This is a genomic window from Pseudohongiella sp. O18, assembly GCF_021729085.1.
Classification (GTDB): domain Bacteria; phylum Pseudomonadota; class Gammaproteobacteria; order Pseudomonadales; family Pseudohongiellaceae; genus Pseudohongiella.
In genome coordinates this window covers 192,241-207,743 of sequence record NZ_JAJSAR010000003.1, presented here as the reverse complement: position 1 = coordinate 207,743, position 15,503 = coordinate 192,241, and the positions used below count along the sequence as shown (strand labels likewise).

Below are 15,503 nucleotides of genomic sequence, written 5' to 3'. Positions count from 1 at the left end.
GTAGCGCGATCCTGCACGCTTGCCAACAGAATTACTGCCTGATCCCCGCGCATCCTGCTCTTATTGACTGGCAGAGCGTCCCTGACGGCGGTGTCGGATTCAGCAAGCGCAGTAAGCTACCAGATTATTATCGTCCAGGCTACAAAAAATGTTATGTTGCGATGCTGAATTTTGACCACTGCAAAGCAGGAAAAAAAGCATGACAAAACTGCCGTTTCAGGCGACCGATCGGGCCAAAAAAGTGAATCCATTCAGGGTCATGGATGTGCTCGAGCGAGCCATGCAGCTTGAAGTGCAGGGCCGTGACATCATTCATCTTGAGGTCGGTGAGCCTGACTTTACGACCTGCGACCCCATTGTTGCTGCGGGCGTTCAGGCATTACAGTCTGGCCGGACCAGTTACACGGCAGCATCAGGCCTGTCTGCTCTGCGCGAACGCATTGCCCGGTTTTACGCTGAGCATCACGAAGTAGATGTTGAACCATCTCGCATCATCATTACGCCAGGTGCCAGTGGCGCCCTGGTGCTGTTGTCCAATCTGCTAATCAACCCTGGCGATCATGTACTGATGCCGGATCCTGCCTACCCATGCAATCGGAATTACGTGCAGTTGGCTGGCGGTCGATCGGTGCTGCTTGCACCGGAAACACCTGGCCAGGCGGCGCCATCAATCAGTCAGCTGGATGCCATCTACACCGATAGTGTCAAAGGTCTGTGGCTGGCTTCGCCCGCCAATCCAACAGGCGCGGTCATTGAATCTGCTGCCTTGCAGGAGCTTAGCGACTGGGCGCAGCGGCGCGGTGTCCACCTGCTGGTTGATGAGATTTACCATGGACTGGACTTCACCCGCGCGCGGGAACAGAGCCGGCCCATGGGTGACCTGCCGACAGCTGTTGCCTTCGGTGAACAGAATTTTGTCATCAACAGTTTTTCGAAATATTTTGGTATGACCGGGTGGCGTGTTGGTTGGCTGGTCGTGCCGCAGAGCTTTGCTGCCACCGCCAATGTACTGGCTCAGAACCTGTTCATTGCTGCCTGCACAGCTTCGCAGCACGCAGCCCTGGCCGCATTTGATCCAGCATCGATAGAGATACATGAGGCCCGGCGCGAGGCATTCAGGCAGCGGCGCGACTTCCTGGCCAGTGCCCTGCCTCAACTTGGATTCAGCCTGCCGTGGCAACCACAAGGTGCGTTCTACTGCTATGCCGGAATTGATCAGTTTTCGGACGACTGCGAGGCGTTTTGCCAAAACCTGCTGGAGAACCATGGCGTGGCACTGACGCCAGGTACGGATTTTGGTGAGCATAATGCCAGACGTTATGTCCGATTCGCCTACACACGGTCACTGACCGATATGGAGCGAGCGGTTGAGCGTCTGGCCAAAGCCCTGCTGTCTGGCTGAAAAGCGCCTGCGGACCTCAGAGGCGACCAAGCAGGGCGACCTGCGATTCTTCAACCATCATGAAGCCATTGCCCAGCTCAAAGGGGATTGGTTTTAGCGACTTGCCTTTGCAGGGGCCCTGAATACACTGACCGTTCTCGATCTGGAACAGGGCGCCATGGGTGGCGCATTGAATAAAGACACCATCCGGATCGAGAAACTGATCCTCCAGCCATTCCAGTGGGGTGCCAAGATGCGGGCAGTAGTTGTAATACAGAAAAAGCTGCTCGTCTTTTTTAACCGCGAACAGCTGTTTGCCATTCACATCAAATCCCTTGGCGCGGCCTTCCTCGATGTCGGACTGGTGGCAAAGTGTAATCATATAGCCAACGCCTCTTCAAAATCGTGAATGAGGTCATCAATGTCTTCGATTCCCACAGACAGTCGGATCAGGTTGTCACTGATACCCATTGACGCGCGGCGCTCGGCACCCATTTCATAAAAAATTGTATGAGCAACCGGAATCGCAAGTGTGCGGACGTCGCCGAGATTGCTTGAAGCAACCACACAGGTCAGTTTGTTGAGAAAGTCGAAGCAGTCAATGCTGTCATCCAGTTCAATACTCATTAGAGCGCCGGGTTTGCGAAACAGCTCGCGTGTGCGCTCATGCTGCGGATGCGATGGCAGTCCGGGATAGAACACTTTATTGATACGAGAGTGCTGTTCACAGAACTGCGCCAGTTTCAGAGCGTTGTCGGCCGCCCGTTCAATGCGCAGGGGCAGGGTTTCTGAGCCTACCGCCAGGTGATGGGCAGCCTCCGGTCCGAGCGTGGCACCAAAATCCCGCAGGCCTTTTTTGCGAATCTGGGTTGTTCCCCATAGCGCCGGGTCACCTTTTTTGTAGGTGTCATCAATGCCCGGGTATTCCTGCCAATCATACAGACCTGTGTCGGTCAGCATGCCTCCAAGTGCATTACCGTGACCGCCTATAAACTTGGTGAGCGAGTTAATAATCAAACTGGCCCCAACATTGACCGGCTTAAAGAACCACGGCGAGGTCATCGTGTTGTCGACGATATAAATGATGCCGTGTTTGCTGCACAATTCGCCAATACCTTTAAGGTCGGCGACCTGGGTGACAGGGTTGGCGATCGTTTCCGTAAAGACAAGCCTGGTGTTGGGTTGAATCGCCGCCGCAACAGCCTCGGCTGAGGTTGTATCGACAAAGCTGACTTCAACCCCAAATTTTTTGAACGAGTTAAACAGGCTGTTGGTGTTTCCGAACAGGAATGCGCTGGAGATAATATGGTCGCCATGTTTCAGCAGGGCGAACATGGCCGAACCAATAGCCGCCATTCCTGTCGCAAATGCGGTGCTGGCAATGCCGCCTTCCATTTGGGTGACGCGGTCCTGCAGAGCATTGACCGTGGGGTTCTGTTGACGGCCGTAATTGAAGCCTGATTTTTTGCCCTGAAAGACTGCCGCCAGATCGCGTGCATCGTCGTAGCTGAATGCAACTGAAGTGTGCACAGGCTTGTGCAGCACACCGTGTTCAGGTTTGGCATTACGGTCGGCGTGCAGGTTTGCCGTGATGAATCCCTGCTTGTCTGATGTTGTCATGCTGAATGATCAGTCCGTGTAAACCGGCAAAGCCGCTATTAACTCATTGATATCGGAAAGCCTGCTATTGTAAACGTCGCTGCTCCGATCTACAAAGCGTTGCGCGAATTCCTCCTCGGTCATTCCGTCTGCATCGGTCCTTGGGGTGGGCATATAGTCGGTCTCGGCCTGCGCTGCAGCCATCCGGCGTTGCAGTTGCTGTGCACTTTCGGGCTGTGTGGCCGCCTCTCCCAGCGCCATGCCTGACAGATTGGCTGTCAGGTCGCTGAAACTGAAACCGCTGCGCTGTCGAGAATCATAGACTTCCTTGGCGGTTCCCAGAATGTCCGCCAGATCAACGCCGGCCGAGGCGGCTATCGCCGCCGCGGTGGTAAAGTGCAGACTGAGATCGTGACGGTAGAACATCATTGTGCGCAGATCAGTGACCCGGGTATCGGCCTCGCCGGGCTGAATGTCGGGTTGGGACCCCAGCAGGTCACTTACAGGCAGTTCATTGGTAAACATGGACAGGGTCAGCAGCAAAGCACGGTTCTCCGCGATAGCGTCGTCTGCCGAGTCGCTGCGCTCGACAGCCAGCGTGAACAGTGATGGCAGGAAGCGGTGCAGAGATACAAAGCGATTGTCGACGGCCTGCTGTTCCGATATGCGGACGATTTCCTGATAATAGGCACGCACTCGTTCACGATCTTCAGCGGAAATCGCCCACTGCCGCGCCTGGCTGCGCAAACGTTCCAGAGTCTGTTCGTTCCATTGCAGCCTGAGTTGCAGCTCGTCATTGGCCAGCGCAGTGTTGTCCAGATTGCGTCTTAACACCAGCAACTCTTCTCTTGGGGTGCCAGCCGCCTGCAGACGGCTGGCAAGCCAGGCTTGTGCGGCATTGGTGAAGTAGCGCGGTATTGGCAGTCTGCCGGCTCGCAGTGACGTCAGTTGAACGCTGTCACCCTGCTGGGCAAAACTTGCGCTCAGATTGAGATAAACGGTGCCGAAGGGGCCGAGAGTTTGCGGGATGCTGATCTCGCCATCAGCCGTTGCACCGCTGATTGCCACTTTCATTGCGGCTGGTTGCAGGCCGGGAACGCTGTTCAGCAGGACGTTGCCGAGCATGGTCAGCTCGTGGGCATTCAACGTCAGTTGTTGCTCGCCGCTGCCCCTCAGGCGGTTGGGGCTGTAATCGGCAATCAGCTGCTCGACTTCGCGGCGTTCTGCTTCATTGAGAGACCCATTTCCAGTCACATTCGGCGATGTGCTCAAGATAAGCGTGCCCAGGCCCAACAGACATGCCACTAGCAGACCGAGTATGAAAATGAAATGTCGTAGAAACGTTCTGGGCATGATGCACGGTATCGGTGAGTTGGCTCGTGGCCTCTGTGGCGCACTCGATTATAGAGTAAGTTGGTGGTCAACAGCCAATCTGGACTGAGCGCTGCTCAATAGTCTGATGGGTGTGGTAAAGTATGGAAATCGTTCTATTTGATGCGGCAAGCCCGCTTGCCTGTCCCTGATCAAGATTGAAGACAAGGGTATGAAGATGAATAGCTCAAACAAAGCATCGCTGCGCCTGTTGGTCGGAGCAGTGAGTTTATTGGCGCTGGCGGGCTGCGCGTCGCAGGCCGGGCATCAGGAAATGATGGAACAGCAGGCGGCGGTTCAGGCTGAGGCCAGAGAACTGGCGGTTCAATTTCAACAGGCTGAGCGCGCGCGACTTGAGGCTGAACGCAGCGAACGTGAATTGCGCGAGCAGCTGGCAATTATTCAGCGGGAACGTGAGGCAGCTGAGGCGGCCCGAGAAGAAGCAGAACAAAGAGCTGAGGAGCGGGCTCGCCAGGCAGCAGTGCTGCAGCAACAGCAAATGGCAGCCGAGCGGGCGCGCATGGCTCAGGCCGAGGAAGAGCGTATTGCTGCGATGGAACGGCAACTGGCCGAGTACGAGGCCCGCATCAGTCGGCGCGAACAGGCCAATGCACGATTGCGTGAGGCGATTACGGCCGCCGAGGAACTGCTACAGATGCTGGCAACCGAGCAGAGCAAGTACGACAATGTGGATGCCAATGGGCAGACCGCCGAGCCCCTCCAGAAGGCTCTTATCTCCGAGCTGGAATCGCGCAAGGACCGTCTGGTCAGAGAGGCGCAGTCGCTAAGCAACTAAGCAGAGCAGGTAATCTGCAGGTACATCAGTCGATGGGTAGCCGTTCAAAGTGGTACATCAACCATTGCGGGCCTTCTCCGCTGATATCCTGGTCGATGTTGTGCCAGTGTGCGCGAACGCTGCGTACGCACTGATAAATTCGAAATGAGCGGGTGTTTTCAATAATCAGACCACGCACCGACGGATTAAGCGTGTAGTTGGAAATTTCCACCAGCTTCCAGTCATCCTCCATGGTGCGTTCCACGCAGTCATTTCCGGCCAGAAGCTCCTGATAGGCAACCTGGGTCTCGGCCCAGCCGTGGGCGGGTACCGTCAGGTTCAACAGCAGCTCCGAGGGCGGCTCCTCCCCCGACTCATCTGTGAACACAACCTTTTTCAATTCGATGGCTTCGTCGCTCTGGTTCTGTGCAACGATGCGCAGGCCGGCATTGGTGCTGAGGTGCCATGCTGGGGAGTAGATTGCATACTTGACCGGGTGCTCGAAGGATTGCTGGGCATTGGCCAGTGGGTCGTTTCCCATGCTGGAGGGTTGTTCCTCAGCTGCGACTGCGATGCTGCCCAGCAGCGCGGAGGTCATGACAAATGCCACCGTGTGTCGTAAACAGTGTCTCAAGCCATAGCTGCTGCGGGCAGCCTGGCTGTTCTCGACTCTTGCAGTGTGTTTAACAGACGTTGTCATGATCCAACCAGATTTACCGGATTCTATTAATGTACGATGTCAAATAGAACATGGTTTTGCTGCCAATATCAAGACTGCAAGTGTGTCTAAGCGCAACAGCCTGCTAAACTCACGCCTCTTACAGTTACAGCAATTAAGCCAGGCAGTGTCTGTCTGAGCGGGAGGGTCGCATGGAGTCGCTGGCAACCATTAAACACATTATCTGTATTGCGTCCGGCAAGGGTGGAGTAGGCAAGTCAACGACTGCGGTGAACCTGGCGGTGGCGCTACATCAACAGGGTTATAAAACAGGTTTGCTGGATGCGGATATTTACGGGCCCAGCCTGCCGCTGATGCTGGGAGTTCCAGACGGAACACGTCCGCAGGTCAAACCTGGAAAAATCATGTTGCCACTGGTGGCCCACGGCATCGAGACCAATTCAATAGGTTTTCTGGTCGATGCGAAAACTGCCATGGTCTGGCGCGCGCCAATGATCGTTGGTGCCTTCAATCAGCTGCTGCTCAATACCCAGTGGTCGGCACTGGATTATTTGATCATTGATCTTCCGCCCGGGACCGGTGACATACAGTTGAGCCTGACGCAGACTGCGCGTGTCAGTGGTGCTGTGATTGTCACCACGCCTCAGGATGTGGCGCTGTCTGACGCTCGCAAAGGCATGGAGATGTTTCGCAAGGTGAGGGTTCCATTGCTGGGCGTGGTAGAGAACATGAGCCAGCATGTCTGTTCCAATTGTGGGCATATTGAGACGATTTTTGGCGAGGGCGGCGGCGATCGCCTGGCGCAGGACTTTGATACCCCGCTGATAGGATCCCTGCCGCTGGACAGGCTGATCCGATCACAGGGGGATGCTGGCACACCGGTGACAATAGCCCAGCCGGATGGTCCGATCGCCAGGGCCTATCATTCTCTGGCCGACGCATTGCGCGATCGCCTGGCGCGGCAGGTCGAAGCCAGACCCGCCGCGCCCACAATCGATGTTACGGATGATTGACTGCTGCGGGCACCGCGCCTGGTAATCGAATTTCCTCAACCATGTTCTGGATGTCACGCGGTGGCGCTGGATACAGGCGGCTGACAGTCAGTGCCACCACGGTATTGATCAGTGTGCCCAGGGTGCCAATGCCCTCTGGTGATATTCCGAACCACCAGTGTTCAGGTGTGCTGAGTTCGGGTACCACAAATTTGAAGGCGACAATGTAACCGGCAGTGAACAGGAAGCCTGCCAGCATGCCGGCGATCGCTCCTTCACGGTTCATGCGGCGGTAGAATATGCCCAGTACAATCGCCGGGAAGAATGATGCGGCAGCCAGTCCAAACGCGAAGGCGACTACCTCGGCGACAAACCCGGGTGGATTGATGCCGAAATAACCTGCGATCAGAATAGCGACAAAGATGGCGAGCCGGGCAAACAGGAGTTCCTGCTTCTCACTGATCCCCGGCATCAGGCTGCGTTTAAGCAGGTCATGCGAAACAGCCGTTGAAATGACCAGCAGCAGGCCGGCGGCCGTTGATAGCGCCGCCGCCAGCGCGCCTGCCGCTACCAGCGCAATCACCCAGTTGGGCAGCTGGGCAATCTCGGGGTTGGCGAGCACCATGATGTCGCGATTGACCTGCAGTTCGTTGGTTTCCGCATCGCCCGAGTACTGCACCCGGCCATCCCCGTTGCGGTCGTCAAAAGAGATCAGCTGGGTTGTTTCCCAGGTGCTGAACCAGGACGGCAGCTCTTCGTATACGGCGTTGTCAACGGTATTTAATAAGTTGGTGCGTGCGAATGCTGCAACTGCTGGTGCAGTCGTGTATAAAATGGCAATAAAGATGAGCGCATAGGCCGCTGACTTGCGCGCGTCCCTGACGCTTGGCACGGTGAAAAACCGGATGATCACGTGTGGCAGTCCGGCTGTGCCGAACATCAGCGCGGCAGTGATGAAAAAGACGTCCTGCGTCGCACGTTGACCTTCGGTATAGGTTGCGAAGCCCAGGTCCTGGCTCAAGCTGTCCAGGCGGTCAAGCAGATAGCCACCACCATACTCTGCAGTCAGTTCGGAACCAAAACCAATTTGAGGAATGGGGTTGCCTGTCATCATCAGCGAGATAAAGATGGCTGGCACCATGTAAGCGAAAATCAGTACGCAGTACTGAGCAACCTGCGTATATGTGATGCCTTTCATGCCACCCAGAACGGCATAGAAGAACACAATAGCCATGCCTATTATCACACCGGTAGTGATATCAACTTCCAGGAACCTGGAAAAAACGATACCTGCCCCCTGCATCTGGCCGCAGACGTAAACAAAAGACACCGAAATGGCGCAGAAAATTGCCACCAGGCGCGCGCTGCGAGAGTAATAGCGATCACCGATGAAGTCCGGCACGGTGTACTTGCCAAACTTGCGCAGGTAGGGAGCCAGCAGCAGCGCCAAAAGTACATAACCGCCAGTCCAGCCCATCAGGTAAAACGCACCGTCGCGTCCAAGAAAAGAGATAAGGCCTGCCATGGAGATGAATGACGCTGCCGACATCCAGTCGGCGGCAGTTGCCATGCCATTGGCGAGAGGGTGAACACCACCGCCAGCTACGTAAAAATCATTGGTTGAGGCGGCGCGCGACCAGACGGCAATGCCTATGTATAAACCGAAAGAGAGCGCAACAAAAATATAGGTCCACAGCTGAACCGTCATGACTGATCCTCCCTGGATACACCTTGCTCGCTATCGCTTCGGTAGCGCGCATCCAATCGGTCCATCAGCACAACATAAACAATGATCAGCACCACAAAAACGTAGATGGATCCCTGCTGTGCGATCCAGAAACCGAGCTTGAAACCGCCGAACCGGATTGCATCCAGCGTGTCGGCCAGCAGGATGCCACAGACGTAGGAAATGAAGAACCAGACAGACAACAGGCCCGCCAGTATTCTGACGTTGGCCCGCCAATAGGCTCGTGCGTGTTTGTCGCGCATAACACACCCTCAGTTTTTATTATTGCTTCGATGGTAGCACTCGTCAGTCAACCGAGGCCAGCCCCATTTCCGCCAGTGGTGCCACCAGCTCTCCCATGCGCAGCGCTCGCTCATTAGAGGCATTGCCGTCGAGGCCACGTTTGTAGACGCCCTGCAGAATTGCTGCCAGTCTGAAGAAGCAGAATGCCATATAGAAGTTCCAGTGTCGCGGTGAGGCTAGCTGGCGCTGCTGGCAGTACAGGTCAATCAGCTCCGCTTCTTCTGGGATATTCAGATCCTTCAGATTCTTGCCCTGCAGGCCCCGAATCTCGCCTTCGCCGGGCAGCCGAAGCGCCATCAGGTAGTAAGCAAGATCAGCCATTGGGTGTCCCAGCGTCGCCAGCTCCCAGTCCAGTACTGCGCGGATCTGTGGTGATCCCTTATGGAACATGACGTTGTCCAGACGGTAGTCACCATGAATGATGCTGCTGGCACCGTCATCAGGCGGCATATTGCGCTGCAGCCATGCAATCAGAGAATCCATGGCAGGCAGTTCGGTGGTTTGCGAGGCCTGATACTGTTTGTGCCAGCGTGTCAGCTGGCGCTCAAAATAGTTCCCTGGCCGGCCAAAGTCCTGCAGCCCGACACTCTCATAGGCGACATCGTGCAAGGTTGCTAGCGCGCCTATCAGCGAGTGATAGTACGCCGGCCGTAAAGCTGTCTCAGCATCAGGCAACGCCGGGTCCCACAATATGTCGCCCGGCTCGTAGCTCATCACATAAAACATGCTGCCAATCACGCCGTCGTCGGTACACAGTGCCAGGGCCTGGGGCACCGGCACGTCAGTGTGCCGAAGTGCACTGATAAGGCGATACTCGCGATCTACTGCATGAGCCGAAGCCAAAAGTTCGCCAGGCGGTTTACGCCTGAGGACAAACTGCTGACCTCCGCACTGCAGCAGAAAACTGGGATTGGATTGTCCAGCTGCAAACTTTTCAAGTTGATACTGGCCGTCACAGCCATCTATATGAGTGTTAAGCCAATTTGCCAAAGCATTATTGTTGTTCATGGTGCCAGTTCCGGTCGGGCTTTGCCGTCAAGTCTCATTTCGCTGTCAGAAGTCCTGCATTCAGGTGTAGGTAAGCGCGTGCAAGCGGTCGCGTCTCTGCAGGTGCGGCAGCGCGTTGAAAGTGGTCAGCTGAAAGCCGCGCTGACTGAAATGAAAATGGTGTATGCCGGTGTTGCGTGTCTGCATGTTGAGGTCGATCAGCGTATCGACTCCGCACCCCAGAATCTGTGACACGGCCATGGCCATTGCGCCGCCAGAACTGACAACCAGCACAGTTTCGCCCGATTCCAGGGCGGTCAGGGAATGCAGGCTGTTGTGCACCCGATCATGGAACTGTTGCCAGCGTTCCAGTGAGTGTGAGGAGTTGTCATTGTGGCTCGCATGCAGCTCATCACGCGACCAGGTATGCATGGCCTTGCGCAGCATCTGGAAAAACAGACGTCCACCATCGCTGACCGAGGGTACTTCCATACCGGCACTGTGGCAATAAACTGCGGCCAGGGTATGGAAGTCAAACTCATTAAAGCCGGCATCGATGGCAACGCTCAGAGGCTGGTCGGCGCCGAGCAGGATGCCCTGTGCTGTCTGCTGCTGACGCTTCATGGAGCCTGCGATGGCGCGGGTAAACGTCACACCCAGTTCGCGAAAATAATCACCAAGCCAGACGGCCTGCTGCTCACCCAGCTCCGATAATTGATCATAATTGTCGGCACCGAACGACGCCTGTCCATGGCGGACCAGATACAACTGACTCATTTAAATTTATCCATACTATTGATTTGTATTATTGCGGAATTTGAGTATCATTCACGAGAATAATACATAAAGCAGGGCAAGTCACACATAGGTCTCAAGCCTGGAAACAGCACAAGGACTGGCGACTGCGACAATAAAAGGGGGCCGTGCTCTGAAAAAGCTGGATCTTAATCTGTTTCTGGTATTTGACACGATCTATACCGAGCGTAATCTGACTCAGGCCGCGAAGGCTCTGTCGATCACCCAGCCGGCGGTCAGTAATGCACTGTCGCGGCTGCGACGAGTGTTCAACGACGAGCTTTTTGTTCGCACCTCGAAAGGCATGTTGCCGACGCCTGTAGCAGACAGTATTGCCCAGAACATCTCTGCTGCATTGGGGATGTTGAATGCGAGTGTTCTTGAGCGCGAGGACTTTTCACCGGATTCTGCAGAACGTACCTATCATTTCAGCATGACGGATCTGGCCGAGGCGGTCATCCTGCCCAGGCTGTTTCCGCATTTCGAGCAGCATGCGCCACACCTGTCACTGCAGAGCTACTATACCAAGCGTCACGAGATGGTACGTCAGTTGTCACGAGGTGAGCTGGACTTTGCTGTCGATGTACCCCTGATAGAAGATACCCAGGTGTCACACCAGTCCTTGATCAAGGATGACTATGTGTGTGCCATGCGCCCCGACCATCCCATGTCACAGCAGCCACTGACACTGGACGCTTACCTCGCCCTGAGTCATATCCATGTGTCGAGCCGTCGAAGGGGACTGGGGCAGGTCGATATGGCCCTGCTGCGCCATCAGGCTGAACGTCGCATCCAACTGCGAGTTCAGCACTACCGGGTCGCTGCCGAAGTGGTGCGTGGCACCGATCTGGTACTGACCGTCCCACGTTACCTGGCGTCCCAATACCAGCTGACATTGCGCAAACTTCCCTTCGAAACCATGCCCCTGGACTTGCACCTTTACTGGCACCGCCAGTCGGACAGCGACCCGTCACATCGCTGGTTGCGTGAGACCCTGCTGGCGCTGTTCAAGCACTGAAGGTGACACAGCATGGGGTGCGGGCATCATCAACCAGAGCATGTTCTGCTGAGAGTGCCGGGAAAGTACCGTCATAACGGCGCTGGCGCGATCGTGCTGCGGATCATGGCGCTTGCTATGGTGCTGCTGTCTGAATCCATCAGCGCACAGCCGACAGCCGACCCCTTTCGGTGGCTTGAGACAGATAACGGGCAAAGCCGGGCCTGGCGCCAGGCTCAGCAGGCACGCACCGTTGAAATGCTGTCCAGACTGCCCAGCCGTGAGCAATGGCAGCGATTGATGGCTCAAAGCTGGGACTATGCCCGCATTCAGGCAGTTGCTGTCGCCGGGCAACGTTATTTCTATTATTTCAATCCAGGCATGCAGGACCATTACGAACTCTACTGGTCTGAGCTGCCGGCACCCGGCGATGCATCCCGCAACTCATTTGATGTGGCTGCTGCTGGACAGACTTTGCCGCCAGTCGCTGGTGTGACATCTGACAGCTGGCGCTCGGTATCGGTGAATGCGAATGGGTCGGCAGTCCTGTTGCAACTGGCTGACGCCTGGCATGTTGGTTTTGTCGATTCGGGTGACAGTCTGGCATTGAGTGCAAACGGTCAGAACCCTGTTCTTGCCGCCTGGGCTGGCAGTCAGGACGGGGTCTGGAGCAGCGATGCTCAATCGCTTTATTATCATCAGCTGCGATCTACACCATCAGAGTCAGCAAACAGCGCGACGGTATATCAGCCTGAGGAAGGCTGGGTTATTGAGGCTTTGCTGCCGGTACCGCAGTCCGAGCGGGTCATTGTTGCTGAATCGCATCAAGGTCGCCATCGCCTGACACTGCTGGACGATCGCTCCGGCACTCAACTGGCGCGCTGGATCACCGGTATGCCCGTTCGAAGCGACGGGTTCTGGCAGGGCGACGATGTCGGCTTATGGTTTGCCGGCGCGATTGGCGATGAGTTTATTTTTTATCGTCGTGAAGGGCGTCGACCGGCTGGTGATCCTGTCATTTACGCGGCCTCTCTGGCGGATACTGCGCTGCGACCCCTGTCCTTGGATGCGCCACTCGAAAACGCCCAGCTGTCCTCCGTGCAGGTCGTGGGCGACGTTTTCCTTGTGGAATACCTTCGCCATGGACAATCGTTGCTCTACCAGCAACGCCTGGATGGCGTAATAGTGGGGCAGGTGGCACTGCCAGAACCGGTGCGACTTGATCGAATGCGCGCCATAGAGCCCCAGCAGTTATTGCTGGCCTATAGTGGTCTGACCGTGCCGCCGCAGGCGACCTTGCTGGACCTGAGCACGGGTAATACGAAGTTGCTGAGCCAGGATATGCCACCTGCCGCTGATCTGGATGTCAGGCTTGAATTGTCCAGCATGGGCCATTCAGCAGGCGAGAATGGCACTGTCCCGTACTTTGTGGTTTCCCCTGAGAAAGAAACGGATGCTGATTCGCAGATTCCGGACATCAATAATCATGTGCTGGTCGAAACCTATGGTGGTTTCGGTGCGCCAATCGAGTTGGGGTTCTCCATTGCTCGTTATGTGTGGCTGCTGGCTGGTGGACATTACGTCGTCGTGGGGCCTGCTGGTGATCTGCCTCAGGCTGTTGATGAGTTTGTCCATGTAGCGTCAGCTTTGCAGACGCAAGGGAACAAGGTATCCGCTATGGGGCGCAGCCATGGTGCGCTGCTGGTCACCATGGCCATGTTAAAGGCGCCTGATGTCTTTAGTTCGGTTGTTGCCGATTCAGGGTTGCATGACCTGCCGTCCTTTCTGCGACTGGGAGGGTCGCCGTCCTGGGTGGCGGAATACGGTGACCCCGGTGTTGAGCAGTCAAGAGAATGGCAGCTTGCCAATTCTTCCTACCACCAGGCACTGACTGGCGAGAGTTCACCGACTTCACTGCCGCCTGTTCTGACGGTCGCACGGCCTGGTGATGACATTGTTGCGCCTGCGCACAGTTACAAACTGATTGCCGCGTTGCAGCGTCGTCATGGTGACAAGGCTGCAGTCTGGTTATATGCCGCGGAGGGCGAGGGCCACTCGCCAGCGGGGGCTGTGAATGCCCTGATCCTGGAATACGCAGACAGATGGAGTTTTCTGGCATGGTCACCAGACGTCAGACAATGACCTGACCCAGGTAGTCGAAAAGGCGACGGCGGGCTTTTCTTGCGGCGACCACCGCATGAGAGGAGCTGTCTGCCTCCGGAGTGTTTTCCATCGCGGTCTTTGCGGAGCCAGTTTCCTCAGACGTTGACAAAGGTTTCACACCAGCATCGGTGCAATTTCTAAGTAATTGCCTGAGCGGCTGACGTTCGGCATGCTGCCATTCAGCCAGAAATGCCTCGACCGTCTCATCGTCGCCCTGCAGCAAACGCTCGCCCCAGGCTTCAATCTGTTGGGCCCGGCGCATTTCCTGACGATCAGGCGCACGCAGTTTGTCCAGTGCTTCACGGATAGCATCGTGGTCGGCGGCACGCATCAGTTTGCCAATGAACTGCATCTGTCGGCGTTTGGCTTCGTGGCGGTTAGGCAGGCGCTGGTATTCTCGCATAGCCGACAACAGATTCTCGGGCAGATCAATAAGATCCAGTTGGCGCTTGTTCAGAGTCATCAGTTCCGCACCCATTTTCTGCAGCTCGGTCATGCGCTGCTTGCGGCGGGTCTTGCTCTCTGTCTCGTTGTCGTCATCCCAGGGGGATTCGTTGTAATCAGTCACGCTATCGCTCACTCGCCTTCTTCAAATCGGTTGTTTACCAGCGCCACGATGTCTTCCAGTGCCGCTGATTCGTCATCGCCATCAACCACGATTCGCAATGTGGTGCCTTTGCCGGCAGCGAGCATCATCAATGACAGAATGCTGTGTGCATCAACAAGCTTTTCGTTGCCGATGTGCACCTTGCTCTGGTACTTGTTTACGACGCCAACCAGTTTGGAGGCGGCACGGGCATGCAGACCCGCCTTGTTACAGATAGTGATGGTCGATTCGATCATGTTGCGTTGGTGTTGTCCTGACGTCGTCGCAGCTCTCGATGGAGAACCTGCAGATTGTTGATCTTGTCGGCAAAAGCCAGTTTCAGCTGTTCACACAGGAATACAGATCGGTGCTGGCCGCCTGTGCAGCCGATTGCAACAGTCATATAGCTGCGATTGCTGGCTTCAAAGCGTGGCAGCCACCGATCCAGAAATGCCTCAATATCCTGCAGCAGTGCCTGCACATCCGGCTCATTGCTCAGGTAATCGGCGACAGGTGCATCCAGCCCACTGAGAGGGCGCAGCTGGCTGTCCCAATACGGATTGGGCAGGCACCTGGCGTCAAATACAAAGTCGGCATCAATCGGCACACCATTCTTGAAGCCAAATGATTCAAACATCACGGACAGCGATGAATCCTTTTTTTCGAGAATTCGTGAACGAACGACTTCACGCAGCTGATGTACCGACATTGTACTGGTGTCGATCGACAGCCCGGCCATAGCGGAAATGGGCTCCAGCAATTCGCGCTCCTGAATGATGGCCTCGCGCAATCCAACCGTGTTGCTGGTAAGCGGGTGACGCCGGCGGCTTTCGCTGAATCGCTTGATCAGCGTCGGGCTGTTGGCATCAAGGAAAATGATTTCAATATTGAGCGCCGACAGCTGCAGCTCGTGCAGGATCTGCGGGACGTTCTTCAGGTCTTCAGGAATATTGCGCGCGTCAATACTGACAGCAACGCGGGGCAGTTCGGGTGTGTCGCGGCAAATGCGCGACACAAATGCCTGTAGCAGGCTGGCAGGCAGGTTATCAATACAGTAATAACCATGATCCTCGAGCATATTGAGGGCGGTACTTTTTCCCGAGCCGGAGCGACCACTGATAATCAAGAGTTTCACGACGTCTCACAGCC

The 15,503-nt window shown here is 55.8% G+C and carries 16 protein-coding genes; 5 read left to right on the top strand and 11 right to left on the bottom strand.

Features of this window, described 5'->3' with window-relative positions:
• The first annotated feature begins 199 nt into the window (after window positions 1-199).
• The gene (locus LVD14_RS14735; RefSeq protein WP_237134877.1) at window positions 200-1,402 is read left to right on the top strand and encodes an aminotransferase class I/II-fold pyridoxal phosphate-dependent enzyme; all 1,203 of its coding nucleotides are present in this window, start codon (window positions 200-202) and stop codon (window positions 1,400-1,402) included.
• 16 nt (window positions 1,403-1,418) lie between these two features.
• On the opposite strand, the gene LVD14_RS14730 is transcribed toward LVD14_RS14735, so the two are convergent.
• From LVD14_RS14730 to LVD14_RS14720, 3 genes are read right to left on the bottom strand one after another with little or no spacing between them, the layout of a single operon-like run.
• Window positions 1,419-1,763: a Rieske (2Fe-2S) protein gene (locus LVD14_RS14730; RefSeq protein WP_237134876.1), complete on the bottom strand. Its 345-nt coding sequence runs from the start codon at window positions 1,761-1,763 to the stop codon at window positions 1,419-1,421.
• Entirely contained in the window at window positions 1,760-3,001 is a 1,242-nt protein-coding gene (locus LVD14_RS14725) for a cystathionine gamma-synthase family protein (protein WP_237134875.1), read from the bottom strand. The genes LVD14_RS14730 and LVD14_RS14725 overlap by 4 nt, the downstream gene beginning before the upstream one ends.
• Before the next feature lie 9 nt (window positions 3,002-3,010).
• Entirely contained in the window at window positions 3,011-4,252 is a 1,242-nt protein-coding gene (locus LVD14_RS14720; protein ID WP_237134874.1) for a hypothetical protein, read from the bottom strand.
• A 277-nt stretch (window positions 4,253-4,529) separates the two neighbouring features.
• On the opposite strand from LVD14_RS14720, the gene LVD14_RS14715 reads away from it, so the two are divergent.
• The gene (locus LVD14_RS14715) at window positions 4,530-5,147 is read left to right on the top strand and encodes a hypothetical protein (protein WP_237134873.1); all 618 of its coding nucleotides are present in this window, start codon (window positions 4,530-4,532) and stop codon (window positions 5,145-5,147) included.
• 25 nt (window positions 5,148-5,172) lie between these two features.
• Here LVD14_RS14715 and LVD14_RS14710 read toward each other — a convergent pair whose 3' ends face one another.
• Entirely contained in the window at window positions 5,173-5,826 is a 654-nt protein-coding gene (locus LVD14_RS14710) for a hypothetical protein (protein WP_237134872.1), read from the bottom strand.
• 170 nt (window positions 5,827-5,996) lie between these two features.
• On the opposite strand from LVD14_RS14710, the gene apbC reads away from it, so the two are divergent.
• Complete coding sequence (apbC, locus tag LVD14_RS14705; RefSeq protein ID WP_237134871.1) at window positions 5,997-6,818, top strand: iron-sulfur cluster carrier protein ApbC; 822 nt, start codon at window positions 5,997-5,999, stop codon at window positions 6,816-6,818.
• Here apbC and LVD14_RS14700 read toward each other — a convergent pair.
• Genes LVD14_RS14700 through LVD14_RS14685 form a run of 4 tightly spaced genes read right to left on the bottom strand, consistent with a single transcriptional unit; the run spans window position 6,805 to window position 10,590 of the window.
• A complete protein-coding gene (locus tag LVD14_RS14700; protein WP_237134870.1) occupies window positions 6,805-8,505 on the bottom strand; it encodes a sodium:solute symporter family protein in 1,701 nt (566 codons plus the stop codon). The genes apbC and LVD14_RS14700 overlap by 14 nt on opposite strands.
• Window positions 8,502-8,786: a DUF4212 domain-containing protein gene (locus LVD14_RS14695; protein WP_237134869.1), complete on the bottom strand. Its 285-nt coding sequence runs from the start codon at window positions 8,784-8,786 to the stop codon at window positions 8,502-8,504. The genes LVD14_RS14700 and LVD14_RS14695 overlap by 4 nt, the downstream gene beginning before the upstream one ends.
• Before the next feature lie 43 nt (window positions 8,787-8,829).
• Window positions 8,830-9,834, bottom strand: a complete 1,005-nt coding sequence (locus tag LVD14_RS14690) for a phosphotransferase family protein (RefSeq protein ID WP_237134868.1) — start codon at window positions 9,832-9,834, stop codon at window positions 8,830-8,832.
• A gap of 60 nt (window positions 9,835-9,894) precedes the next feature.
• A complete protein-coding gene (locus LVD14_RS14685; protein WP_237134867.1) occupies window positions 9,895-10,590 on the bottom strand; it encodes a histidine phosphatase family protein in 696 nt (231 codons plus the stop codon).
• 151 nt (window positions 10,591-10,741) lie between these two features.
• Between LVD14_RS14685 and LVD14_RS14680 the strand changes: the two genes are divergently transcribed.
• Entirely contained in the window at window positions 10,742-11,626 is an 885-nt protein-coding gene (locus tag LVD14_RS14680) for a LysR family transcriptional regulator (protein WP_237135005.1), read from the top strand.
• Between the two features lie 12 nt (window positions 11,627-11,638).
• Complete coding sequence (locus LVD14_RS14675) at window positions 11,639-13,747, top strand: prolyl oligopeptidase family serine peptidase (RefSeq protein WP_237134866.1); 2,109 nt, start codon at window positions 11,639-11,641, stop codon at window positions 13,745-13,747.
• On the opposite strand, the gene yjgA is transcribed toward LVD14_RS14675, so the two are convergent.
• Genes yjgA through rapZ form a run of 3 tightly spaced genes read right to left on the bottom strand, consistent with a single transcriptional unit; the run spans window position 13,737 to window position 15,489 of the window.
• Window positions 13,737-14,336: a ribosome biogenesis factor YjgA gene (gene yjgA, locus LVD14_RS14670; RefSeq protein WP_237134865.1), complete on the bottom strand. Its 600-nt coding sequence runs from the start codon at window positions 14,334-14,336 to the stop codon at window positions 13,737-13,739. The genes LVD14_RS14675 and yjgA overlap by 11 nt on opposite strands.
• Window positions 14,337-14,344: 8 nt before the next feature.
• Window positions 14,345-14,611: an HPr family phosphocarrier protein gene (locus tag LVD14_RS14665; protein ID WP_237134864.1), complete on the bottom strand. Its 267-nt coding sequence runs from the start codon at window positions 14,609-14,611 to the stop codon at window positions 14,345-14,347.
• Window positions 14,608-15,489: an RNase adapter RapZ gene (gene rapZ / locus LVD14_RS14660; RefSeq protein WP_237134863.1), complete on the bottom strand. Its 882-nt coding sequence runs from the start codon at window positions 15,487-15,489 to the stop codon at window positions 14,608-14,610. Before rapZ ends, LVD14_RS14665 begins: the two co-directional genes overlap by 4 nt.
• Between the last annotated feature and the right edge of the window lie 14 nt (window positions 15,490-15,503).